17 protein-coding genes are annotated in these 24,981 nt (G+C 52.1%); all 17 read left to right on the top strand.

What is annotated here, in order from left to right; all coding sequences use genetic code 11:
* Nucleotides 1-150 precede the first annotated feature (150 nt).
* The 17 genes from BM412_RS10780 (at nt 151) to BM412_RS10700 (ending at nt 24,433) form a co-directional block, all read left to right on the top strand.
* Nucleotides 151-1,776 (top strand): extracellular solute-binding protein, encoded by a 1,626-nt coding sequence (locus tag BM412_RS10780; RefSeq protein WP_091217398.1) that lies wholly within the window; start codon nt 151-153, stop codon nt 1,774-1,776.
* A gap of 514 nt (nt 1,777-2,290) precedes the next feature.
* Nucleotides 2,291-3,949 (top strand): extracellular solute-binding protein, encoded by a 1,659-nt coding sequence (locus tag BM412_RS10775; RefSeq protein ID WP_143111593.1) that lies wholly within the window; start codon nt 2,291-2,293, stop codon nt 3,947-3,949.
* Between the two features lie 85 nt (nt 3,950-4,034).
* Nucleotides 4,035-4,934: a sugar phosphate isomerase family gene (locus tag BM412_RS10770; protein WP_091217394.1), complete on the top strand. Its 900-nt coding sequence runs from the start codon at nt 4,035-4,037 to the stop codon at nt 4,932-4,934.
* Entirely contained in the window at nt 4,931-6,079 is a 1,149-nt protein-coding gene (locus BM412_RS10765) for a carbohydrate kinase family protein (RefSeq protein WP_177245765.1), read from the top strand. The genes BM412_RS10770 and BM412_RS10765 overlap by 4 nt, the downstream gene beginning before the upstream one ends.
* A gap of 6 nt (nt 6,080-6,085) precedes the next feature.
* Complete coding sequence (locus BM412_RS10760; protein WP_091217388.1) at nt 6,086-6,397, top strand: hypothetical protein; 312 nt, start codon at nt 6,086-6,088, stop codon at nt 6,395-6,397.
* Between the two features lie 2 nt (nt 6,398-6,399).
* The gene (locus tag BM412_RS10755; protein WP_091217386.1) at nt 6,400-7,242 is read left to right on the top strand and encodes a hypothetical protein; all 843 of its coding nucleotides are present in this window, start codon (nt 6,400-6,402) and stop codon (nt 7,240-7,242) included.
* 88 nt (nt 7,243-7,330) lie between these two features.
* On the top strand, nt 7,331-11,092 hold the full coding sequence (locus BM412_RS10750) for a beta-galactosidase trimerization domain-containing protein (RefSeq protein WP_091217382.1): 3,762 nt from the start codon (nt 7,331-7,333) through the stop codon (nt 11,090-11,092).
* 31 nt (nt 11,093-11,123) lie between these two features.
* Nucleotides 11,124-13,139, top strand: coding sequence for a family 20 glycosylhydrolase (locus BM412_RS10745; RefSeq protein WP_091217379.1), 2,016 nt, complete (start codon nt 11,124-11,126; stop codon nt 13,137-13,139).
* A gap of 212 nt (nt 13,140-13,351) precedes the next feature.
* Entirely contained in the window at nt 13,352-14,794 is a 1,443-nt protein-coding gene (locus BM412_RS10740; protein ID WP_091217377.1) for a hypothetical protein, read from the top strand.
* A gap of 188 nt (nt 14,795-14,982) precedes the next feature.
* Nucleotides 14,983-17,100 carry a right-handed parallel beta-helix repeat-containing protein gene (locus BM412_RS10735; protein WP_091217375.1) on the top strand — a complete coding sequence of 706 codons (2,118 nt, stop codon included), beginning with the start codon at nt 14,983-14,985 and terminating at the stop codon, nt 17,098-17,100.
* 88 nt (nt 17,101-17,188) lie between these two features.
* The gene (locus BM412_RS10730; RefSeq protein WP_091217372.1) at nt 17,189-18,343 is read left to right on the top strand and encodes a Gfo/Idh/MocA family protein; all 1,155 of its coding nucleotides are present in this window, start codon (nt 17,189-17,191) and stop codon (nt 18,341-18,343) included.
* A 24-nt stretch (nt 18,344-18,367) separates the two neighbouring features.
* A complete protein-coding gene (locus BM412_RS10725) occupies nt 18,368-19,531 on the top strand; it encodes a dihydrodipicolinate synthase family protein (protein ID WP_091220334.1) in 1,164 nt (387 codons plus the stop codon).
* Nucleotides 19,532-19,546: 15 nt separating this feature from the next.
* Nucleotides 19,547-20,368 carry a sugar phosphate isomerase/epimerase family protein gene (locus BM412_RS10720; RefSeq protein ID WP_177245764.1) on the top strand — a complete coding sequence of 274 codons (822 nt, stop codon included), beginning with the start codon at nt 19,547-19,549 and terminating at the stop codon, nt 20,366-20,368.
* Between the two features lie 18 nt (nt 20,369-20,386).
* Nucleotides 20,387-21,184 carry a creatininase family protein gene (locus BM412_RS10715; RefSeq protein ID WP_091217369.1) on the top strand — a complete coding sequence of 266 codons (798 nt, stop codon included), beginning with the start codon at nt 20,387-20,389 and terminating at the stop codon, nt 21,182-21,184.
* Between the two features lie 45 nt (nt 21,185-21,229).
* Complete coding sequence (nagA, locus tag BM412_RS10710; RefSeq protein WP_091217368.1) at nt 21,230-22,405, top strand: N-acetylglucosamine-6-phosphate deacetylase; 1,176 nt, start codon at nt 21,230-21,232, stop codon at nt 22,403-22,405.
* Entirely contained in the window at nt 22,398-23,426 is a 1,029-nt protein-coding gene (locus BM412_RS10705; protein ID WP_177245763.1) for an ROK family protein, read from the top strand. Before nagA ends, BM412_RS10705 begins: the two co-directional genes overlap by 8 nt.
* A complete protein-coding gene (locus tag BM412_RS10700) occupies nt 23,423-24,433 on the top strand; it encodes a zinc-binding dehydrogenase (RefSeq protein WP_091217363.1) in 1,011 nt (336 codons plus the stop codon). The genes BM412_RS10705 and BM412_RS10700 overlap by 4 nt, the downstream gene beginning before the upstream one ends.
* Nucleotides 24,434-24,981: the final 548 nt, after the last annotated feature.

The following is a 24,981-nucleotide window of genomic DNA, read 5'->3' as shown; positions in this document are numbered from 1 at the left end:
TAGAAAATTGGAATTAAATAGGATTGGTATATCGCGCAACGATAGCTGAAATAGGCAAAATTCCTTAGTAGTAGAAGGAGATCGAGGGTCATTCTGTCGAATAACAAAGCAAAATGATCGCGACGAACGAGGTTGAAGGAGGGCAAACGTATGAAGAAGAACGGGATTACAGGCATGCTCATCATCTCCATGTTCGCGCTCCTTGCCGCATGCAATGGCGAGAATGAATCTACGAATCGTGCCGATTCTGCAAGCAATCGGACCGCTGCGGATGTTCATGCGTCAGGTTCGAACAATACCGAAGCCAAAGCGCTCGGAGCAGTTCGAGTTTCCTATATGGATGGCTTATGGGATGCAGTCATTCCATCACCGGACAGTCCCGCGGTTCAAGCGATTAACGAGAAATTCGGCATAGATTTCAACCCGCAATTTTATTACATGCAGGAATACCCGGATAAACTTGCGGTCACGATGGCAGGCGGCGATTTGCCCGATATGATTGGCCTTGAGAATCCAAATGCAGATTACGTCAGATGGGCGAAGCAAGGTGCGTTCCTTCCGTTAAATGACCTTATAAAGAACTACCCCGCGTTATCCAAAATACCGCAAAGCGCATGGCAATCGGTTTCCGTCGACGGGAATATCTATGCGATTCCAAGATGGTTTACGAAGAAATATGGCAAACAACCGGTGATCCGGAAGGACTGGCTGGACAATTTAGGTCTGCCGATGCCCACGAATTACAAGGAACTGCGCGATGTACTGATCGCCTTCACCGCGAATGACCCCGACAAGAACGGAAAGGATGATACCCTGGGACTCGGGTTGTCTTCCGTTGGCACCGGACTTTTGTATGGAGCCGCAATGGGTGCCGGGTACGACTCCGCCGCTTGGTATGATCGGAATGATGCAGGGCAGCTCATACCCGGCACTATTACGAATCGGAACAAGGAACAGATCCAATTTCTATCGGAGCTCTATTCGGCGGGTGCCATTGCAAAAGATTGGGCCGTCTCCAAAATGAGCGATGTACGCAATGATTTCTTCTCCGGAAAGATTGGGATGTATTTCGAACAACCCTATGATTTCAACGAGCAACGCTTTACTGCACTGCGAGAGCTTCAGCCTTCGGCTAAATTGGCCGTCATCCCGCCTTTTCTGCAAGATGACGGTCAAAGCGGTTATGTCTCCTCCAGCAAAGGCGTCTATCAGATGATTATGCTGAATGCCGAACTGAAGGAGCAGCCTGAGAAGGCGAACCTCATTCTGGGCATGCTCGATTATATGAGCAGTTGGATTCCGTGGGAGGATCGCAACCCGGGGAACGGGGATTTCGACTGGCAATATGGCGGTGTGGATAAGGGCTATGTGATGAAAGACGGCATACCGGTCGAGAAAGCAGATGCGCAAGAGCTGCGTCCCAAAAATTATTTGATCGGTCGATATTGGCCGCCAAGCGACGAAGCGGTGCAGCCGCAAAATTCCTTCGGGGATCCCCTTGCCAAGCAATTCGTACAAGACGCGGTGGACACCTTGAAAGGGTATAAGTTTTATTGCAACCCGGTCGATTACATCACTTCTCCGCTGCGCAACGAGTTGGAATCGGAGCTTGAACTAGCGTTTACGGATCATGTGACGCGCATGATCGTCGGGGTCGAACCCCTCTCTGGTTGGGATTCGGCGGTCGAAGAGTATTTAAGCAATGGCGGGCAAGCGATAATAGATGAAGTGAACAGACTCATTAAGGAGCGGCAGATTACACCGGGATGGGAATAACGATGGTTCTATAGAGCTGTCTCAAAAGCGCGCAGAGCGACTTTTGAGACAGCTCTTTTTGCGTAGTCGCTGCGAAGTCTTCGACCTTCCGCAACCTTCCCTGCTTAATCTAAAATCCTGCATTACGTGCAACAATTTGGATGTTTGCGAGTCGGAGAACGGCAATTGTTGCGCGAAAGGCAACATTTTCACGGACATGATCTCACAATGTTCATATCGAGGTCATTATGTTGCAAATCGAGCATCATTTCGGATATCAGCAAGTCGTAAATCCGAATTTGTTGTAAATTGGGCAACATTTCGGCCATCACGAATAATAGCATCGAGTTTGTGCAGCCCCATCATTCGTTTATCGACCTGGTCGATTTTATTGTTACTTCACGCTTTTTCACCTGAACGAATAAATCGTTGAAGCAGTCAAAGAACAGCCGATTTTCATCTCATCGTTCATCCTATACGCTTGGTGTGAGGGGATACATCTCGTTTGAGCAGCCAAGATAACGGAGGAGTTTGTGTGAAATGTAGAAGTTTACTGATTGCGTTTCTTGCGATAGCCCTAGCTATGACCCTGGCTGCCTGCAGCGGAGGTAACAACGGGGGGAATAACGAGGGAGAAAAGAGCACAACGACGAATGCTCCGAGCAACAGCACGGGAACAAACGACAAGACAGCTGCGACTACTGCGACCGAAGAGCCGGATGCGGAATCCAAGGTGAAGTTTACGGTTTCATATATGGATGGACTTTGGGATACCGCGATTCCGGCTCCTCAAGGTCCGGCGGTTACGGCAATCAATGAGAAGTTCGACATTGACTTCAAGCCGCAGTTTTTTTTCATGCAGGAGTATCCGGATAAACTGGCGGTTACCATGGCAAGCGGCGACTTGCCGGATATGATCGGTCAAGAAGGACCGGACGCCAACTTTGTAAAGTGGGCCAAGCAAGGCGCTTTCCTTCCACTCAACGACATGATCAAGAAATATCCGACCTTGTCGCAAATTCCACAAGATATTTGGGACTCCGTTTCAGTCGAAGGCAAGGTGTACGCCATCCCGAGATGGTTCCCTAAGAAATATGGGAAACGTCCGGTCATTCGTAAGGACTGGCTCGACAACCTCGGCCTCAAGATGCCGACAAACTATGAAGAGCTGAAGAATGTGCTGGTCGCTTTCACGAAACAAGATCCCGATATGAACGGCAAGAACGATACACTTGGCATGGGCATCTCTTCTGTCGGTACAGGTCTCCTATACGGCGCAGCGATGAGCGTAGGCTGGGATTCCGGCGCATGGTATTACAAGAACGACAAAGGCCAGCTCATTCCGGGGATCATTACGAGCCAGCACAAGGACGAAATTCAATTCCTCGCGGATTTATACAAGGAAGGCGCATTGTCCAAAGACTGGGCCGTCGCGAAGCAAAGCGACGTCCGGAACGACTTCTTCACCGGTAAATATGGGATGTATTTCGAACAGCCGTACGATTTCAACCAGAAGCGTTTCACGGCTCTCAGAGAGCTGCAGCCTACGGCAAATCTGGCCGTTATTCCTCCATTCGCACAGGAAGACGGCCAAAGCGGTTATGTCGCTTCCGGTAAAGGCTTCTACCAAATGATTATGCTCAGCGGCCATTTGAAGGATCATCCGGAGAAAGCAGACCGGATTCTCGGCATGCTCGACTATATGAGCACGTTCGTTCCTTGGGAGCAGCGTACTGCGAATCATGCAGATTTTGACTGGCAAAACGGCGGTTTAGGCAAAGGGTACGAAATCAAAGACGGCATCCCGGTCGATATTCCGGATGCGCAAGACGTTCGTCCGAGGAGCTACCTCATTGGCCGTTATTGGGCACCGAACGAAGAAGCGGTACAGCCGCAAAATGCGTTCACGGATCCGCTGGCGAAGCAGTTCGTTCAAGATGCGGTGGAGACGCTCAAGGCAGTGAAGTTCTACAAGAATCCGGTAGACTACATTACTTCGGCAGTGGCAGACGAGAAAGGATCAGAGCTCGATCAAGCCTTCACTGACCATGTGACGCGGATGATCGTTGGCGATGAGAACATGGACAAATGGGATACGGCGGTCAACGAGTATCTGGACAACGGGGGCCAAGAAATCATCGATGATGTGAACGAAATCATTACGGAGAAAAATGTAACTCCGGGATGGGAGTAAACGTGTAAGTGGCAGCTATATGCGGGAACCCTCGATGTAGGTCCGGGGTTCCTGTCTGTTAGCAGATAAAGGAAGGAGAATGCTGATGTGTCCGATATCGAATCAAGAGCTTTATGAATGGTGCAAAGTGCCGGTTAATGAGCTGCTGGACCACCCAAAGCGCCGAATTCCATTACGACTGGTGGGGGATTCGGCTGAGATGGGGATGCTCATGGCGCGGGAGTTTGCCAATGACATCCGACTGGCAAATGAAGAAGGCCGTCCCTTCCGAGCGATTGTGCCATGCGGACCGAAGGCGTGGTATGAGCCGTTCGTCAAGATCATTAACGAGGAGAGCATCGCGCTAACGAATATGACGGTGTTTCATATGGATGAGTGCTTGGACTGGGAAGGGAAACTGCTCGCCCGCAACGACCCGTATAATTTCCGAAGTTTCATGGAGACGCATTTCTATGGCGGGGTTCGGCCTGAGCTTGCCGTTCCCCATAAGCAGCGGTATTTCCCGGTTCCGTCTGCCATTGAAACCATCAAGTCTCGCATTGCCGAAGCGCCGATTGATCTGACGCTTGGCGGTTGGGGGCAAGATGGACATCTGGCCTATAATCAAGCACGCAGACATCCTTACAGCTCCATTACGGTGGAACAGCTGCGGAATTCGGAGATCCGAGTCCAGGAAAATAATCTCGATACGATCATTGCACTCGCCCAGCGAACCTATGGCGGTGCCTATCAATTCGTCCCGCCGATGTCGATTACCCTCGGCATGAGAGAGTGCCTGTCCGCTAAGAAGATTAGAATATACAGCGATACAGGCGCCTGGAAGCAGACCGCACTCCGTGTTGCCTTATTTTCAGGCGAAACCGCCGAGTATCCGATGACCCTGCTTCAATCTCATCCGGATGCGCTCCTTACAGCAACACTCGAAACGGCGGCACATCCCATTGCCGAGCATCCGGAATGGGCCATAAACGGGGTGCAGGTATGAACGCGCTGCGTCCCATATCGGATACGCGCTATCGCTATCGCCGCCTTATCGGTACCGGTGGAATCGGCTCCGGTATCTTGTTCCGTCTTGCAGGCAATCAGACGCTTGGCCGAAACGAAAGCCGGCTCGGCGAGCTGACGACCAATCAAGATTTCTGCAAGCTGCATATTATTTGCCATTACCCGGCTGTTCTGCTGTGCGAGCAGAGGATGGAAGAAGAGGATCGATTCAAGCTGTATCCGATCGGTAAGGTGGGTAACGACCTTGAAGGTAAAGCACTGCTAGAGCAGTTAGCTGCTTCCGGGATGGTTGTCGACTATGTGAGCTGCTTGTCGGAGGCCAAGACACTATTCAGCGTTTGTTTTCAATATCCCGATCTGGCCGGAGGCAACATCACGACTTCCAACAGCGCAAGCGAACAGGTGCTCCCGCAAGATATTAGCCTTGCACTAGACCAGTTCCCTCCGGATGGAATCTCGGAAATTGTGCTTTCCGCTCCGGAGGTACCGCTCGCCGCTCGCATCGCGCTCCTCGAAAGAGGCAGAGCCCGGAAGAGCTTCAACGTCGCAGCCTTATTATCCTCCGAAGCAGCCGAGTTCAAGGATCTTGGCGGCTTTGCGCTTACGGATCTGATTGCGGTTAACCGTGATGAAGCTTGCCGAATCGCAGGATTAGCTGAAGCGTCAGCGGACGCGGAGTTGGATTTGGGAGGCAGACCAATAGCCGCTGCCTGTGCGAGTTATCTTAGCGGCCACAATGCCGAGATGAAGATGATTATGACGGATGGCGCAGCCGGCTGTTACAGCTACGAGAACGGTCATCTCACGTATACCCCTTCGCTGAAGGTGAAGGCCGTAAGCTCGGCAGGCGCCGGCGATGCTTTGCTGGGAGGCGTCATTAGCGGCTTGTGCTGCGGCCTGCCATTCGCCAAGGCACGCAGCGATGCGTATTTCGGCGAAACGCCGCTGGAAAGCGCGGTTGAGCTCGGCGCATTGATTGCCGCACTGGCAGTCACTTCACCGCATGCCATTCATCTGGAGTTGAGCGCGAAGCTGCTCGCGGCATTTGCCGAAGAGAACGAGCTTCCCATGACGGCAGCTTTCAGGTACATGCTGGGTGCAGGTCAACTATACGAGGGAGCGTGATGCACGATGAAGGTAAAAGTAAGACTTGTTCAGCGGTTCCAAGCCGCCAGCAAAGCACAATTCCTAACGTTGGAACGTCAATTCGCCCTGCTCGAACGCGAGAACCCGGCATTCCCGAAGGGAAAGCGTTATTTGCCTTACAGCGGCAGAGAAGCCGGAAACACGCTGATCTGGGAATGTGAATTTGAATCACTCGAAGCGGCTAATCAGGCACTGGCTTTCCTCGAGCAGGATACGAGTCATGAAGAACTGGCCCAGCAGCAGCTCCCTTACTTTCAAGACGCCTATACCGAAATCTACCGATTGCTGGAGGACTGACGATGTCGACGAAGATGAAGATTCTCCCGATCGAGGACGTCATTCCTGAGATGAACATCATCGTCATCTCCCCGCATTACGATGACTTTCTATTCTTTCTGGGAGGTTACGTGCTGGAGCTGAAAGAGCGAGACCTCCTACATACGAAACAGTTCCGTATCATCAACGTGTTCTCGCGCAGTAATTATTTGGCGCATACCGGAAGCGGGAATTTCGACGCCGGTCTGGAGCGCATCAAGCTGGCAACCGGCAAGCGGCTGCTGGAAGATTTGAATTGTATCGATGAGCTGTTGAATCCCTACAATTACGGCTACGAGCTGTTAGCGGAATACGAATGCTTCACCAGAGGCAAAGCGCTGGCAAGCAGCGAAATGGAGTTTCCGCATGGCATGTTCCCGGATTTCGACGCGCGAGATCAACAGATTTACGATCGGATGCTCGAACGAATAGCGAAATGGGCGATGCTGCCCGATACAGCGCTGGTATTCCCGATCGCCTTCAAGGAGCATATCGATCACTTTATCGTGCGGGAAGCTGCGGTGCGAATAGCCAGCCGGCTTGGCAGCGAAGCGCGGGCAGCTTTTTATTTTCAAGAAGATAAGCCTTACGGAGGGATTGCAACGGAAGAGGAGGAAGCGCGAATCGATGCGTTTATCCTTGCGCACAGACTGGAGCGGCGCGGTTATCGCCATCATCCGGAGCGCGTCGTGGAGCTTGCCTTCCACCATTACATCAGCCAAGTCGATGAGGTCTATCGAATTGGTGTTCGCGATCGGGCAGATACTCTGAGCAGGATGTACGAAACATCCTTTCCTTGCGATCAACTGTTTCGCTATCCAAGCTAGGTATGTATCCAAAGGGGTTATGCTCGGATCAATTAAGGCTGATGAGGTAGGAGATTATGCGATTGTAGGCTAAGGAGGCGAATAAAAGGTGGAGAAGACGTACGACATCACCTACGAAACGAGTTTTGGTGGCGAGTACCCGGACCGATTAACGTCGTATGCAGGCGAGAAGTTGAAGCTGTTCTTTGTGCCAAGCGTGAAGCATGGCCGCGAGATCGTCGAATTCATTCGTCGAACCGGCGTTTCGTATGAGACGGTAACCATTGACAGAGCTTGGGATCTGAACAAATGGGGAATCGGCGATTACTACGATATTCGGGCATCGGTCGATGATCAGCATATCATGTTCGACAACCTGGAGAAGGTGCTGACCTCGGAGCAGCACTTTGACGTGCTTGTAATTCCGGCCGTGAACGGCTGGTCGCATTTCACCGCTGCTTCGAGGGAAGCGATCCTTCGACGGGTGGAGGCAGGCGCGGGGCTCGTGCTCATGCGCCCTTTCCACGGAGAAGACAAGCCGAAATCCCCGGAGCTCGAAGCGTTATCGCCGCTGGTAAACCTGTTCGAAGAAGGTTTCGCTGTAGACAACAATGCCGGAGAAGGCTACCCCAAGGTACGCTTTGACCTCTTGAAATCAGGTCGATGGACGGCAGCGAAGTCCCACTTCATTACAAACGGCATCCCGCTTGAGCTGATGCCTTGCGAAGAACTGGCCTATTACCCTTATCAAGCTGCTGGCGATGTACTAATCAAAGCCGAGGATGGCTCGCCGATTGCTGCGGTAAGGAGCTATGGCAATGGCAGGGTGGTCGCATACGGGTACTACCCTCGCGATATCCTGCCTCAACATAAAGAATTTACCGCCAAGGAATCGACCTACGATGCGGTAATTGACAGATGGGCAGGAGCCAAGAGCAGCTGCACGTTTGCCTATCTGGAATCATTCTATGAGCTTGTCTATCGAAGCGTGATTTGGGCTGCTAAACGGGAGTCCGGCTGTTTGATAGAGCCGCCTGTTCGAAACGAACAGGAATGGATCATTCGTACTTCGGGATCCCTGACTCCGGATCATATCCGGTATTCGATCAAGAATGCGTATGATGAGCTTATTGCGGCGGGGAATTGCGAGGCCGGTGTGCTTTCGTTACCGGAGCAATTGGCGATCGGCGGGGAATTCCGCGTGGAGTTGAATGCGTACGCCGCAGAGTCGTTGGCGGACTTTGCGACATTCGGCCTCTCTCAGCCACTTCGGGCATTTATAGGTGAAGCTGCTCTCAGCCATCAGTCGCTTAAAGCGGGAGAAACGCTGCAGCTGACGCTGCAATTGCAAGGGGAACCAAGCGAGCTGCGCGTGCAGATTGTCGATGATTACGGCAATGTCCTACAACAAACGGTGACGGCAATTAATGGCGGAAGTGATTCGTTCACTTGCGAATACCGGCCAACCTCCATGAAATCCATGCATGTTACGGTGCAAGCGGATGTGAGGATTGGCGATCATCCTGTACAGCGCTGGTCCTCGGAGAAAATCGTAGTGACGCCTATTCACAGACAGCTCGAGGATTTCGAAGTGTTCACAGCGCCGCAAAATCGGGGCCATGGCGATTTTCTCGGACTCATAGGTGAGCGTTACCATGAGATCGGCATTACCGGTTTGTTCCCCGGCAGCTCGAAGACGCTCACGATGTCGGGGGCAGAAGGACTCGGCGTGTATTGGTACCATCGAGGGCCTTACGTGGAGCGGAAGGAGCAGTATTATCGGACGAAAGATAATCGGTATCTCGTTCGTACGCCTTGTCTGAATGATCCGGCGTTCTGGGAAGGGCTGCAGCATAAGATTACAAGCAAAGTTTCGCAATTCAAGCATTTTGGACCGATTGCCTATTTCGCCAATGATGAAGGCTCGTTGACCTGTTACACCGATGAGCTTGACCTTTGCTTCTGTTCCTATTGCCTGGGAGAGATGCGAGAATGGCTTAAACAAGAATATGCGGGCGACATCGAATTGCTCAACTCATCATGGGGCACCGCATATAGCAGTTGGCATGAGGCGTATCCGCTGACTCGCGAGGAAGCGAAAAGAAGGGCCGCTTATGCGCCTTGGGCCGATCATCGACGTTTCATGGAGAACACATTCATTGAAGCTTACCGGCGCATTGCTGCCATCGTGAAGGGGGAAGACGAAGAGGGCGTCATTCGGATGTCCGGCTGTCAGGCGTCCACAGCCTACTCCGGTTATGATTATTACCGTCTTCATCAGCATGTCGGCTATTTCGAAGCCTATGGCGTCGGCAACCAATACGAGTTCCACCGGTCCTTCGCGAAACCCGGTACCATTATTGGCGGCTGGTTTGGTTATGGGGTCGATGGCGTGACGGCGAAGCAAGGCGTATGGCATGGCGTCTATCACGGCTTAACGCTATGCAATATTTTCTGGGAGTTCAGCCTCTTGAATCCGGACTACTCGCTCAGCACCAGCGCAAAGGATCTCAGCGTCCCGTTCAAAGAAATTCGCGAAGAGGGAATTGGCAAGCTGCTGCTGCACGTGGCTGAACGGGATCATTGCGGCATCGCCATTCATTATTCAATGGCATCCGTACGAGGTACTACGATAGCGGCGGATAAAGCTCGTTTCCAAAACAACCGTCAAGGCTGGATCGATATGCTGGAGGATAGCGGCTATCAGTATTCGTTTGTCGCCTCGCAGCAGATCGAAGCAGGTGAACTGCTAAGCCGTCCATATAAACTGCTTGTATTGCCTTATTCCATCGCGCTAAGCGCAGCCGAAGCGGAGGCCATTACCTCCTTCGTGCAGCAAGGCGGCGTCATCATCGGCGATATTCAAACGGGATTGATGGATAAGCATTGCACGCCGCTGGCACAAGGACAGCTAGACGATTTGTTTGGCATCGAGCGGCTGTCGACGGAAGCGGAGCCGTTCTATAACAACGATGGGTTTGTGCCGAATGCTGATTTCCCTTATTTTGCGCCCGATGAGTCGTTCCAGGATGTTCGGATTGCGGAATTCGGCATCCGTTCAAGAGAGGGACAGTCCGCTTTCCGCGATGATTTTATGCGGAAGATCGCAGCTGTGAATGTACGACCATATGGCAAAGGGAAAGCTGTCTATTTGAATCTCGCTTTGGCGGAATATTCACAGCTTCGTCGTCAAGCACAAGGAGGCACTGCACTACGAGAGCTGATCGGCAGCCTGATTGCGTTATCCGACGCAAGCAAGCCTGCGGAGCTTACGCAGATCGATGGCAAAGCGGTGCATGCAGGCTGCGAAAGCTTCTATTACACGAATGGGAACGCGGCCTATGCAGCAGTTCTTCGCAAACTAAGCGACGTGCAATCGCTGGGTCATGACGGTTTGGCGGTCGGCAGCGGGAAGAAGCAGGAGGACGAGGCTTCACTGCTTCGGTTCCATTTTGCCAGCCCTGCGCATGTCTATGACATTCGAGAACGCCGTTACTTAGGCTATACCGATTATGCGGAATTCGCGCTTGCCGAAGGGGATACGAAGCTGTTCTCCTTGCTGCCTTGTCAAGTTACGGATTTAGGCGTAACGGCTAATCGCGAATGGAGACGCGGAGCGACGGAACAAATCAGCATCGCGCTCGAAACGGATCTTGATGCTGAGCCTGAATTCGCGAGCGTAATCAGCTTTCATATTAGCGGACCGGACGGTACAAGAGATTGGCTCTATTCCGATAACATTCGTCTGGAGCGAACCAATTACGTGCATGCGGTCGCAGTTCCGTACAATGCGCGCGCAGGAGTTTGGACCGTGACGGCGAAAGATACAGCGACTGGAATTTCTGCCCAATTCGAAGTGACGATCGTATAGGGAATTTAACTCGAAACCCGGAGGTTGAGCGATGAATGATTATTTGACTGCGCATGCAGCTTGGGAGCAGACGGGAAATCGGATAACGAAAGATACGGTCATCGATTGCGACACGCCATTCATCAAGGAAATGCTAAGCAGCGTTGCAAGTAAGCAGACGGAAGATGCGCATTATAAACGAATTTCATTCCGTTACGGCGTGACGTCAGCTGTACGTGCAATCATCCGAGATCAACTGAAGTGCGAGTATGCGGAGCACGAAGAAGGTTACGTAATTCATCTCGCAGCCGATGAAATCACGGTATACGCAGAGCAACAACGCGGATTGCTGTATGGAGCGGTCACCTTATCCAAGTATGCGGACCGGAACCATGGTTTTGTGAATGAAGGCATCGTTTATAACGTTCCTACTTGTCCGGTAAGAGGATTGAAAGTGTATCTTCCGACGGAGGACGGTATCGCTTATTTCAAAACTTTCGTCGATATGCTGGTTCACTTCAAATACAATACCATTGTCATCGAGGTCGGCGGAGCAATGGAATATAAGAAGCATCCTGAAATCAACGAAGGCTGGGTTCGCTATTGCGAGGAAATGTACGAATACAGCGGCAAGACGATCGTGATCCAGGAGAAGACCTTCGCTTGGTACAAGAATTCGATCCATGCCGAGAACGGGGGAGGCCGCTTCCTCTCACAGAAGCAAGTGCGGGAGCTCATCGATTATTGCAAAGAGCGTAACTTGGATGTTATTCCCGAAGTGCCTTGCCTCAGCCATTGCGATTATTTGCTTATCAATCATCCCGAAATTCGCGAACGTCATCACGATCCCTATCCGGATACGTATTGTCCATCTGACGAACGTTCGTATGAGCTGTTGTTTGATGTATTGGACGAGGTGCTGGACGTGTTTGAGCCGAGGACGGTTCATATCGGCCATGATGAGCTGTACTCGATCGGATTGTGCGACAAATGCAAAACAGAACCGGCAGAGCAGCTCTATGCGGACGATATCAAGCGCATCTACACCTACCTGCAGGAGCGCGGAGCTCAAACGATGATTTGGAGCGAGAAGCTGCTTAACGCCGTTACCGCTGAGGGTAAAACCTACGGCGGCTCCGAGAGACGAATGGTCGATTATGAAACAGGCGTCTATATGGGAGAAACGATTCCTGCCACGTACAAAGCGATTGACCTCGTTCCGCGCGATATCATCATGATGCATTGGTATTGGGGCATCGAGCGGCATTTCGACCAGCCGTTTATCGAGCGGGGGATGCCGGTTGTATTCGGCAACTTCGACGGGCCATCCTTCGCAGATTGGAGCACGCGGCTTAGCGATGGACCGCTCGGCGGCATTATTTCCAACTGGAGCGCCTTGAAGGAAGAGAATCTGCAGCGAAACGGCGTGCTGTTCTCCATGGCTTACGCGGCTTATATGTTCTGGCGTGATACGTACGACGATATGCAGCATGAGGAAACAGCGAGTCTGGCTTTCGATGCGCTGTATCGATACAGGTATCGCGAGGCGCTGCGCGAAGCGGGTACAAGTGCCGGAACTTCGTACGTGGAGGTTCTTCATACGACCGATCATCTTCGTGAATACCATCAATTCATCGACGGCATCTACCTAGACAACAAGGAATTTCGGATAGGCGAGTACGTGCTTGAGTACGAGGATGGAGCGAGGGTTGGCGTACCGATTACGTACGGCTTCAACATCTCGAATAAGGATCGCTTCTGGGATCGAAAGCTAACCAAAGGCAGTGTCCATACGGCAGCGCAATATGACGTTGATCCGATACTGTATGAATCAGCTTTCACCTCTTTACCTGTGCAGATTGGTCAAGAAACCTTCTATAAATGGCTAATCACCAATCCATATCCGGACAAAACGATTACTGCCGTCAGGCTGACTGTAGACAATCCGGTATCGGGAAACATATGGGTGCGAGCCATAACTCATGTTCCGGATCGTTCTGATGCGATGAAAGCTGAAATCCCGGAACCAATCCGTATCTTGGGAGAGGCCAATTTGGCTTCAAATTAGTCACATTGTTGGAAAGCATGAAAACGATGAGAGACATAGAAAACCGACGATAGGCAATCCGTCGGTTTTTTTCTATAGTATGGACATTCTGAAACACGCGGAGGTGAAGATGAGCAGCCGATTTACATCCTGTTATGCGCCACCACAGGGCAGGCGGGTACATCCTAGGCGCAGTCATGACCTGGTGAACAAACGAAACGAGGAGGAAGAGGATGAGAAGAAAATCGTTGGTTGTGCTTTTTGCGTTGTCGCTCGTAATGGGGGTATTCAGCTTTACGCCCCAGATCAAGAAAGCTTATGCTGCTACGATCTACGAGGTTGGCCCAGGCAAAACATATACCAATATCGGGGATGTGCCGTGGGAATCACTGGCGGCAGGCGATACGGTCAAGATCTACTGGCGTTCGACGCCTTACAAGGAGAAAATCGTCATCTCCAGAATGGGTACTTCAACGGCTCCTATCACGGTAACCGGCGTTCCGAATGCCAGCGGCGTACGTCCGGTAATCGACGGAAACGGGGCAACGACGCGGGCGGCGCTTGATTTCTGGAACGATAACCGTTCCGTCATCAAGATCGGCGGTGCCAGATTCGCAGGCAGCGCATCCGATCCGTCAACAGGCAATCTGCCGAAATACATCACGATCGAGAATTTGGAAATCCGCGGCGCCAAATTAGGCTACAACTATACCAACAATGCCGGCACATCTGCAGCCTATGTTAAAGCTGCCTCGCCGATCTTCGTCGAGTACGGCGAGAACCTCACGTTCCGCAACAACATCATCACGGATGGCGGTAACGGACTGTTCGTTGCGAGCTCAGATGCCGGGGTTTCGCGCAATATCCTTGTCGAGAAGAACTATATCTACGGCAATGGCAACAGCGGCAGCGTATATGAGCATAACATCTATACCGCTGCAATCGGCATCACGTTCCAGTACAACCGATTGGGCGATCTGTGCAGCGGCTGCACCGGGAACAATCTGAAGGACCGCTCTTCAGGTACTGTTGTACGCTATAACTGGATCGAAGGCGGCAATCGTCAGATCGATCTGGTGGAAGGCGATGACGCGGCCGCCATTACGAGCGATGTCAATTACAATAAGACTTTCGTCTACGGCAACGTGCTTATTAAGCCAAATGATACGCGCAATCCACAATTTATCCATTATGGCGGAGATAACGGCACAACGTCGCTTTACCGCAAAGGCACGCTGTATTTGTATAACAATACGATCATTTCGAATCGGACCACCAACGCTACCATGCTGAGGTTATCTACGAGCAGCGAAACTGCGGATGTACGCAATAATGTGTACTATAAGAGCGTTTCGACTTCCTCGCTGCGCATCATCGACCAGACGGGAACTGCAAACCTGTACAACAACTGGATTAACACGGGCTATACGAACATCGCGAGCGGTTCGGGCGGAACGGTAACCCATTCCGGCACGATAACGGGATCATCGCCGGGCTTCACGAATTTCTCGACGCTGAATCTGCGTCCTACTACGGGATCAGCCCTTATTAACGCGGGCACGTCGCTGCATGCAAACGCAAGTGCTTATCCGGTCAGCAACGAGTATGTGCAGCATCAATTATCCGCGGCTCGCGCAGTGAACGGAACGCTTGACATCGGAGCATTTGAGTATTAGAAACACGCTGCATGATTCGGAGAGAAGAGCCTGTTGGTTCTTCTCTTTTTTTAAGATTCAGGTCAGATTTTAAACTAGTCGAAGAAGGATGAAGGTTCGCAAAAGGCTACTGTAGTTTATGGGGACATTCTGCGGTACGTTCAAGTAGACAAATAATTCAAATTTCGATTTCGGGGAGGTTTGTAGGGATGGTCAAGCAATCACCCAGACGAGCTTTGATGATTACGATTATGGTTTCGACGCTGTTCTCACTGCTCATGATCGGCAGCGTTGGTTCAGCGGACGGAGCGGCAGCACCATTCAAGCTAAAGGCGTTATTTAACGTTGATCCGGAAAGCGGAGCGTATGATGCAGCTACAAGCTTTGCGTTCGAGGTGGATCAGAAGGACGGATTTCAAACCGTTAAAATGCCTGTCTCCGTATTGAAAACGCTCGTGACCGATGGGCGGCTGGGCAGCATTGCATTTGTACCTGCCGAAGCAGCTCTTAATGACGATGGCGAACCGGTTGGCGGATGGCCCGCAGACAAGGACGCTGTATACGTGGACAAGATTACCCTCGGCAGCACGTCCATCTACACGAATCAAGCGGATAAGCCCTTCTACTTCCAGAACTTTACGAGTGAAGAGGATCTCTACTACACCTACTCCATCAACGGGATCGAATCGAAGAACTGCGGGGTCAGCGATTCCAAATGTGTTGCGTTTTCTGTCGCCGGAAACGCAGGCACCTCTTGGATGATTTATAAGGAACCGATCGATCTGTCGGGAGCAGCCGACTCGGAGAAGCTGACGTTCCGGTTCGACCTGGGCCGCGTGAAATACGAGAACTGGCAGCCGGGATCCTCGAAGAAGCAGCCCGGTGTGAACGAAGCGCCGCCGGCAACGGTCGAGATCGGTCCCGGTAAAACCTACGAGAACATCAATGATTTTGCATGGGAAACGCTCAAAGCGGGCGATGTTGTTTATGTGTATTACCGCGAAGCGCCATACAAAGAGAAATTGGGCATCTTCGCGGAAGGGACGAAGGAGCAGCCGATTATCATTCACGGTGTTCCCGGTCCTAACGGCGAGCTTCCGAAGATTGACGGTAACGGGGCCGTGTTCAGAGCACAGAATCCGGTTCCTAACGCGAACCGCTCGCTCGTTCGTATCGGCAAAGACAGCAAGCCCGCGAAGTATGTGACGTTCGAGAATTTTGAAGTCTATAACGCCCATGCATCGAAGAAATATGTGAACGCAAGCGGAGCACTTGCCAGCTATGGATTCAACGCTTCCGGGATCTGGATCGATAACGGCGATCACGTTACGCTCCGCAACAATAAGATTCATGACAACGGAAACGGCATATTCGGGACATCCTCGATGTATGTATGGGAAGGAGCGGTCATTGATTACGCGTCGAAAAATCTGCTTATCCAAGGCAATTCCATCTATGGCAACGGCAACGTCGGCAGAATGTTCGAACATAACAGCTATATCGCCGCAATCGGCACGGTTTATGAAAATAACCATTATGGCGATTTGCTGCCGGGCTCGCAAGGTTACGGTTTGAAGGACCGCGGTGCCGGAACGGTCGTGCGGTACAACTGGATCGAGGGCGGCAGAAGGCAAATTGCGCTTGATGATGCCGAGGATTCTCCTCGTATCGTATTCGATCCCACGTATAATAGCTCGTTCGTCTATGCCAATGTGCTGATTGAACGTGATCATCTGTTCGATACATGGGGCGACGATGAGATTATCAACTTCGGCGGCGATAACGTAACCGTTCCGGATCGTCATGGAACGCTGAACTTCTTCAATAATACGGTGGTGACGTACAGACAGCAGCGTGTTTATGGACAAGACGGCGTGCCTGGCTTGAAAGATCCGGGCCGTATCGAACGGACCGTGCTGTTCTATGCACCGGGCAAACATGTGGATGCACGCAACAATGTATTCCATAAAGCCGGCGCAAACCCGGCTCCGCTAGTCATTACGGATGACGACGGTTCTATCGAGCTGCGCAACAACTGGTTCACAGCAGGCTATTACTATGACTTCAATGAGCCGCTTCGTGTACCGACTAAGAACAGTGGCACGTTAACAGGAACGGATCCGGGTCTAATCGATGTCTCGCTAATGGGGCAGAATTACAAGCTCAGCGCAAGTTCTGCTCTTATCGATGCCGGAGCGGGCTTGCCGGGGCAATATGGCGATTTGATCGAGAAACAGTATGTGCTGCATCAGAATAGCGAGAAACGACCGGAGAAAGGCAAAATCGATATTGGCGCTTTCGAGTATGTGAAGAACGGCGGAAATTAATACGTTTACAGGGATTGAAGCAGGGCGTCCGATTATCGGCGCCCTATCCTATCTTTACCCAACATCTACCTAACGGAGGTACGCTCAAATGACTACTCATACCATCGGTATTATTATGAACGGCGTTACAGGACGAATGGGCACGAACCAGCATTTGATCCGATCCATTCTGGCGATTCGAAATCAAGGCGGCGTCCAGCTTGCGAATGGAGATACGATTATGCCGGATCCGATTCTGGTCGGTCGACAAGCGCATAAGCTGCAGGCATTGGCACAGAAACATGGGGTTGAAAAATGGAGCACGGACTTGAGCGCTTGCTTGGCGGATTCGAATTGTTCGATTTATTTCGATGCCCAAACAACGAATCGACGAGCAGAGAGCATGAAACAAGCCATTGCTGCGGGCAAACATATCTATTGCGAAAAACCGACGGCGGACAGCCTGGAACAATCGCTGGCGCTAGCGCGTCTGGCGAGGGAAGCGGGCGTCAAGAACGGCGTTGTGCAGGATAAATTGTTCTTACCGGGTTTATTGAAGCTGAAGCGGCTGGTCGATTCGGGTTACTTTGGCCGGATCCTGTCCGTACGAATGGAGTTCGGCTATTGGGTATTCGAGGGAGATTGGCAGGCGGGACAACGTCCATCTTGGAATTATCGCAAAGAGGATGGCGGCGGTATTATTGTCGATATGTTCGCGCATTGGCGATATGTGCTGGACAATCTGTTCGGGAAAGTGAAGTCGGTGTCATGCCTTGGTACAACCCACATTCCGCAGCGTGTGGATGAGCGAGGCGAGCGCTATGCGTGTACCGCCGATGATGCGGCTTATGCAACATTCCTTCTTGAGAATGGCGTCATCGTACAAGCGAATTCTTCGTGGGCGGTGCGCGTAGATCGGGATGATTTACTGACCATTCAAGTGGATGGCACCGAAGGCAGCGCCGTTGCCGGACTTCGAGATTGTAAAGTGCAGCATCGCGTGAATACGCCGAAGCCGGTGTGGAATCCGGATATTCCGAATCCGTTCCAATTCACGCAGCAGTGGCAGGAAGTACCGGACAATCAAGTGTTCGAAAACGGCTTTAAGGTGCAATGGGAGCTCTTCTTGAAGCATGTCGTGGATGAGGATGTGCCATTCCAATGGGATCTGCTTGAAGGTGCGAAAGGAACGCAGATGGCGGAGCTTGGATTGCAATCGTGGGCGGAGCGCCGCTGGATAGACGTGCCGGCTCTGCAGCTGTAGGGGGTGAATGTTAAGATGACGATGATGGGAAAAAGCTTATTGCTACCGCGTACAGGCGGCAGATTATATGAATACAAGCTAGCAGGAACAGCGCCGATTGCCTCACCTGCTGTGCCATTGCAAGGACGAATTGCCTTCTCCGCCGTGCATGTCGTCTGTGACCCTTTCGCTGAAGCAGAGCCGCTGCTTGGCGCGGCGATCGATTGGCAGACCACGATGGCGTATCGGCATCATCTATGGTCGCTTGGCCTTGGAGTAGCGGAAGCGATGGACACGGCCCAGCGGGGGATGGGGCTGGATTGGGTCCGAGCCAAAGAGCTGATTGGTCTCTCCTTGAAGGAAGCGAACTCGGTTCAGGGGAGAATCGCTTGCGGCGCCGGAACGGACCAGCTTCTGCCGGGACCTCAAGTTACGATCGATGAGGTCATTCGCGCCTACGAAGAGCAATGCGAATATATCGAAAGCCGAGGCGGGCAAGTCATTCTGATGGCAAGCCGCGCACTGGCTGCAGCGGCCAAGTCGCCCGAGGACTATGAACGGGTATACGGCACGATTCTGCGGCAGGTATCCCGTCCGGTTATTCTGCACTGGCTCGGCGACATGTTTGATCCGGCGCTGGCCGGTTATTGGGGCGAGCACAACGTTGATGCCGCGATGGACGTGTGTCTTCGTATCATTCATGCTCATCGAGATAAGGTAGATGGCATCAAGATATCGCTGCTCGATGCGGATAAAGAAGTGCAGATGAGGCGGAAGCTGCCAAACGGCGTTCGCATGTACACGGGGGATGATTTCAATTATCCCGATCTGATTCTCGGCGATGAGCAAGGTTACAGCCACGCCTTGCTCGGCATATTCGATGCGATCGCGCCGGTTGCCGCAGCTGCGCTTCATGCGCTCGATCAAGGGGATGCGGCACGGTATCGTGTTTTGTTCGATCCGACAGTTCCGTTGTCCAGGCATATTTTCCGTCGCCCGACCTATGCGTATAAGACAGGCATTGTGTTTATGGCCTATCTGAACGGACATCAATCCCACTTTCGAATGCTGGGCGGCGCGGAAGGCGCAAGGTCAATCCTTCATCTGGCTGAGTTGTTTACGCTTGCCGATCAAGCGGGACTGCTGGCACAGCCGGAGCTGGCTGTACATCGCATGAAGCGAGTACTTGCACTGGCAGGTATAGAGTAGAGGGGAGTGATCGGTTTGAGAGAATTGAATACCTTCGATAGGCTGAGCTTGAATCAAATCACGACGGATCGATTATCTCTGCCGGAAGCTGTGGAAGCATGCGTTCGTGCTGATATTCCTTGGATTGCATTATGGCGTCATAAACTCGCCCAAACGGGATTAATGGAAGCCAAGCGCTTGATTCGTGATTCCGGGCTTCAGGTATCGAGCTTATGCCGAGGCGGCATGTTTCCGGCAGCTACCGCAGAAGAACGCCGGCAGCGGATGGATGATAATCGGCGTGCGGTCGAAGAAGCGGCAGAGCTCGGAACGGATGTTCTTGTCCTTGTCTGCGGTCCGGCACCGGATAAAGACATCGCCGCTGCGAGACTTATGGTGGAAGAAGGGATCGCCGAGCTCGTACCCTATGCGGAGTCGCATGGGATCACGCTTGGCATAGAGCCGCTACATCCGATGTATGCGGCTGAACGTTCCGTCATTAATTTACTTTCGCAAGCGAACGAAATCGCCGAGCGGTACAGACCTGATCAAGTCGGCGTCGTTGTCGATGTGTTTCATGTGTGGTGGGATCCGGCATTATATGAACAGATTGCCAGAGCAGCCGGTAGAATCGTCGGGTATCATGTGTCCGATTGGATTGTGCCGACGCCTGACCTGCTTATGGGGCGGGGCATGATGGGGGATGGGGTTATCGATCTGCGGCGCATTCGTAAGGCCGTTGAAGCAGCGGGTTATAATGGCCCGATCGAGGTGGAGATTTTCAACAAATCGATCTGGGAGTTAGAAGGCGATGTGTCGCTTGCTTTAATTAAGCATCGTTACTTGGAACATGTGTAATGGGCGGAGGTATTGAACATGAGAACCTACTATGAAGCAGATAAAGTGCGAAACGAAATACCTAATGAACCGATCCCTGATGAAGTCAGGGCGATCTACTTGCGCCCTGGGGAGCTGCTGTCTATTCAAGAGCAGTTCCCTGTTGCATTTCAGCCACTCGGTACGTTGGAGTGGCATGGGAGACATAATCCGCTTGGCGTCGATTCGCTCAAAGCCGAGCATTTATGTTTGGAAGCGGCGAAGCAGGCGGGCGGCGTTGTGATGCCCGCGATTCATTTTGCAGCGGATGCTTATTGGGATGCGGGCTTTGGAATCGGCTACGGCATGGATGCGACTGCTGGCTACCAGCTTCCGGGTTCCTTTTATGCCATAGATACGGCTCTGTTCTCTGCGCTGCTCCTTAATGCATGTCGAAACTACTTGAATCGCGGCTTTAAGCTCGTCGTGCTCGTATCCGGTCATAATCCCGCCATTCAGCAAAATGTGCTCGATGAAGTGTGTTACCATTGCAAATCACCGGATGGTTTCGAGCCGGTCTGTTTTACAATGGATTATTTGCTGATGGAGGCGGATGATCCGCGTCGTGCCAGCGATCATGCGGCAGGCATTGAAACGAGCATGATGCTGCATTTGAACAAGGACAGAGTCAACATGGAAGCGAATGTGGGGCATGCGCGGGAGCATCTTGGCATTGGCGGCTCGATGCTGTATTCGGATGCTACGGCGGAAGAAGGGGAGCTTCGATTTAACCGGCAAGTCGCTGGTTTGGTCAAGTTTGCAACGGAGCGGCATAAACGATTGCTTGGCACAATCTAAGGAATGAATACATGTCCCAGTTGATTAAGTAAAGGGGATGAAGCGATGGCAGCGCAATTCGTATGTTATGTCGGCGCCTCCGTTTATACACCTAGTGGCATCGTGGAGCAAGGAAAGGTACTTGTAGATGAACATGGCAAAATAGCCGAAATAGTCGGCGGGGCGGAGCTCAGCGTGGATTCCGAGGTGCTGCTGAAGGATGTCAGCGGCTTGCTACTCATACCCGGCTTTATAGATGTCCATATACATGGCGGCAATGGCTTCAGTGCGATGTCGGGGGAATATGAGCATTTGGACGGCATCAGCAGATTCCATGCGGCGAATGGGACGACCTCGTTCCTGGCGACAACGACGACAGCGCCAATAGAGCGAATTGAAAATGCATTGAGTAGTATCGCAGCAGCCGTTCGCGAAGGTGTCTCGGGGGCAGAGCTGATTGGGATTCATCTGGAAGGGCCTTATATCGATGAGCTGAGGCGTGGAGCACAGAGTAAAGCCGATATTCGTAAGCCTGATGGATTGGAGATTGAGAAGCTTATTAAAGTAGCTGATCGGCAAATTAGATTGGTGACTCTTGCACCGGAAGTGCGCGGAGGGCTTGAAGCGGTAAGACAGCTGGTGAGTCTTGGGATTACCGTGTCGGCGGGACATTCGAACGCCACCTACGATCAGGTATGCGAAGCTGTCGGTTGCGGGTTGAATCATACCACCCATCACTTTAATGGGATGAGCCCGCTGCATCATCGCGAGCCCGGCCTGGCCGGGGCGGGACTCATGCTGGAGGAGCTGACGGCAGAACTGATTTGCGATGGCATTCATGTTCATCCCGCGGTAGTGAAGCTATTGTTCGATACGAAAGGGCCGGATCATGTCTGCATGATTACGGATGCCGTAACCTGTGCCGGTCTTGCGGATGGCGATTATGGTGAAGTGACGATGCATGACGGACAGATCTATTTGAAGGATGGTTCCAGTTTGGCCGGAAGTTCGCTGACGATGATTCAAGCATTGCGCAATGCGATCCGGTTTACGGGGTATCCGCTAGAGAAACTATTGCCGTCCATGACTATGGTACCCGCGCGTCAAGCAGGTGTTTCTGCATGTAAGGGGTCGCTTGAGCCGGGAAAAGATGCGGATTTCCTCCTGCTGGACCAGAACCTCGAAGTCGTGGCAACATTTGTTCGCGGGAAGGCGGTCTATCGGAGGGCGACGGATGGCTGACTCGGCGACGGCGGATGCGGGAGAAATTGCTGTGAAACAAGCTTATGTTGGCGTAGATATTGGCGGTACTAACACGGTAATTGGTATTTTCGATCATTCGATGCAATTGCTGAAGAAAAAGTCGATCCCTACTCTGCTGCCTCATTTGCCGAAAAAGACGGATCATCCCGAGACATTCTTCGAATCGCTTACCGCAGAAATCTTCGCACTGGTTCGGGAAGCCGGTTGTACAGATGGTTTGGCTCTTTGCGGCATGGGCGTTCCCGGCATTATTGATCCTGTTCGCGGAAGGGCAGAAGCGGCATCGAACTTGGGGTGGTTCGATGTACCGTTCGCAGAGCACATGAGCAGGCGATTGGGCATTCCGGTGCGAATCGACAACGACGTGAGAATTTATGCGCTTGGCGAAGTTATTGCAGGTGCCGGACTAGGCTATCGGAATGTGCTTTGCGTGACGGTAGGTACAGGCATTGCGGCGGCAATCTTTGCCGAGGGGCGTATCCTTGTCGGTGGGGATTATTTTGCCGGGGAAATTGCTCATGATCCTGTGGAAGGGGCTGTTGGCCTCTGCATTTGCGGTCAGCAGGGATGTGTGGAAAGCATTGTCTCTGCGACCGGAATAGCTCGAATGGCTCGTGAGGCTGTTGAACGTGAGGGCGGAATGAGCACTTTATTGCATTCATTGGACCGCGCTCCTACCGCATTCGATGTCTATTCTGCGGCTATGGCCGGTGATGCTGTTGCACAGGGGATTTTTCGATACGTCGGCGAGGTGCTTGGCTCCAAATTGCTGACGGCCGTCTGTTTGCTGAATCCGGATGCCATCATTATCGGGGGCGGCGTTGCGGAAGCCGGCGAGCTGCTGCTCGGTCCGATCCGAGACAAAATCCATGCACGATATGTCAATGCGAAGAAACCTGCGATTCTGAAAGCGAAATTAGGCGATTCCGCCGGTTTGATCGGTGCCGTGACATTTGCGGGGCAGTATCGTCATGGGGAAAGGAATGAATGTGAAACATGACTCAGGTGGAAGTTACGAAGCTGGTATTTCCCGGGCCATTTGCGCTTGCAGTTGAAGAGGGGAATCTTGATCTTAGTGCTGTGTTAGATGATCAAGTAGTGGTCAAGACTACGTTTAGCTTAATCAGCCCAGGTACAGAGCTTGCGCTATATACGGGCACACACATTGACATTGATAACCCGCGGAATCGCTTCGCGAAATTCCCGTTTTATCCGGGATATGCTGCTGTTGGGGAAGTGGTCGCAGCAGGCGCCGGGACTGATTTTGCAGTGGGGGATCGTGTTTTTACAGTAGGGCATCATGCGAGTTATGGTGTGTTTGGGGCATCCGATGAGGAGATCGTGAAGCTCTCGGACGGAGCAGATCCACAGCTGTCGCTGTTCGCCAGAATTGCCGAAATTTCCATGACATCCGTTCTGCAGTCGCGGGTTAGAGAAGGGGATTATGTAGTTGTGCTTGGCATGGGGCTGGTCGGGAATTTAGCGGCGCAGCTGTATGCGAGGCAGGGGGCTATTCCCATCGGGGTCGATGTGGTAGCTGAACGGCTGGAGTTAGCCCGAATGACGAATTTGGAGCATGTCGTGCAATCGGGGACGGGGATGTTGGAAGCCATTCACCAGATTACAGGCGGTAAAGACCCGGATATCGTTGTCGAGGCAACAGGGGTTCCGGCACTTGTGAATACCGCGCTTGAGCTGTGCAGAGTGCATGGACAGGTGATATTGCTGGGCTCGACACGTGGGTTAGTGACCGTGAACGTGTACGATCATATTCACCGCAAAGGCGTCAGCTTGATCGGCGCGCATGCCTCTGTGAAAGATATCGACGGGCTTCCGTCGTCAGGCGCGCTCTACCGGGAGTTGCTGCAGCTTATCGAAAGAGGTGAGCTGGCAGTGGAACCGTTCATCACGCATAAGCTGCCGAGTACGCAAGCGAAACAGGGGTATGAATTGTTGTTGAATAATAAAGAAGTCGCGCTCGGGGTCCTATTGGATTGGCGTGACTGAATATGTAGTTGCGAAACGGCCGCTTCCTTTATTGGAAGCGGCCGTTTCGTTATTGGGGAGAATGATGTGTTGTCATGGGGGCCACACAATCGCCAAAAAGTGGTGGATTCGCGGGAAGTGTAGCTCTTAGAGCAATACATTCGGTGGAAAGTGGCGGATTTGAGTAGATGTGTCGCTCTAGGAGCAATACATTCGGTGGAAAGTGGCGGATTTGAGTAGATGTGTCGCTCAAGGAGCCACATATTCACCGCAAAGTGCTTGATTCGTGGAAAGAGTAGCTCGGGGAGCCACACATTTACATGAAAACCGGTGACAGATGCTTAGGAAGCTCACCTAAGGATCTACATTGGTGGGAAACCGAAAGAAGTGTAGCCCTAGGAGCCACACATGTGTTGAGGAGAGGTGGATTGGTAGGAAGTGTAGCCCTAGGAGCCACACATGCGTATAAAAGTGGTAAATTCGAAAAAAGTGTAGTTCCAGGAGCCACACTTTTGCTCAAAATTGGTAGAAAAGAAGAAAGAGTTGCTCTAGGAGCAACTCTTTCAACA

The sequence above is a fragment of the Paenibacillus sp. BC26 genome, assembly GCF_900116125.1.
GTDB lineage: Bacteria > Bacillota > Bacilli > Paenibacillales > Paenibacillaceae > Paenibacillus_Z > Paenibacillus_Z lignilyticus.
The sequence above is the reverse complement of the archived record's forward strand: the minus strand, read 5'-3'. Positions and strand labels throughout refer to the sequence as shown.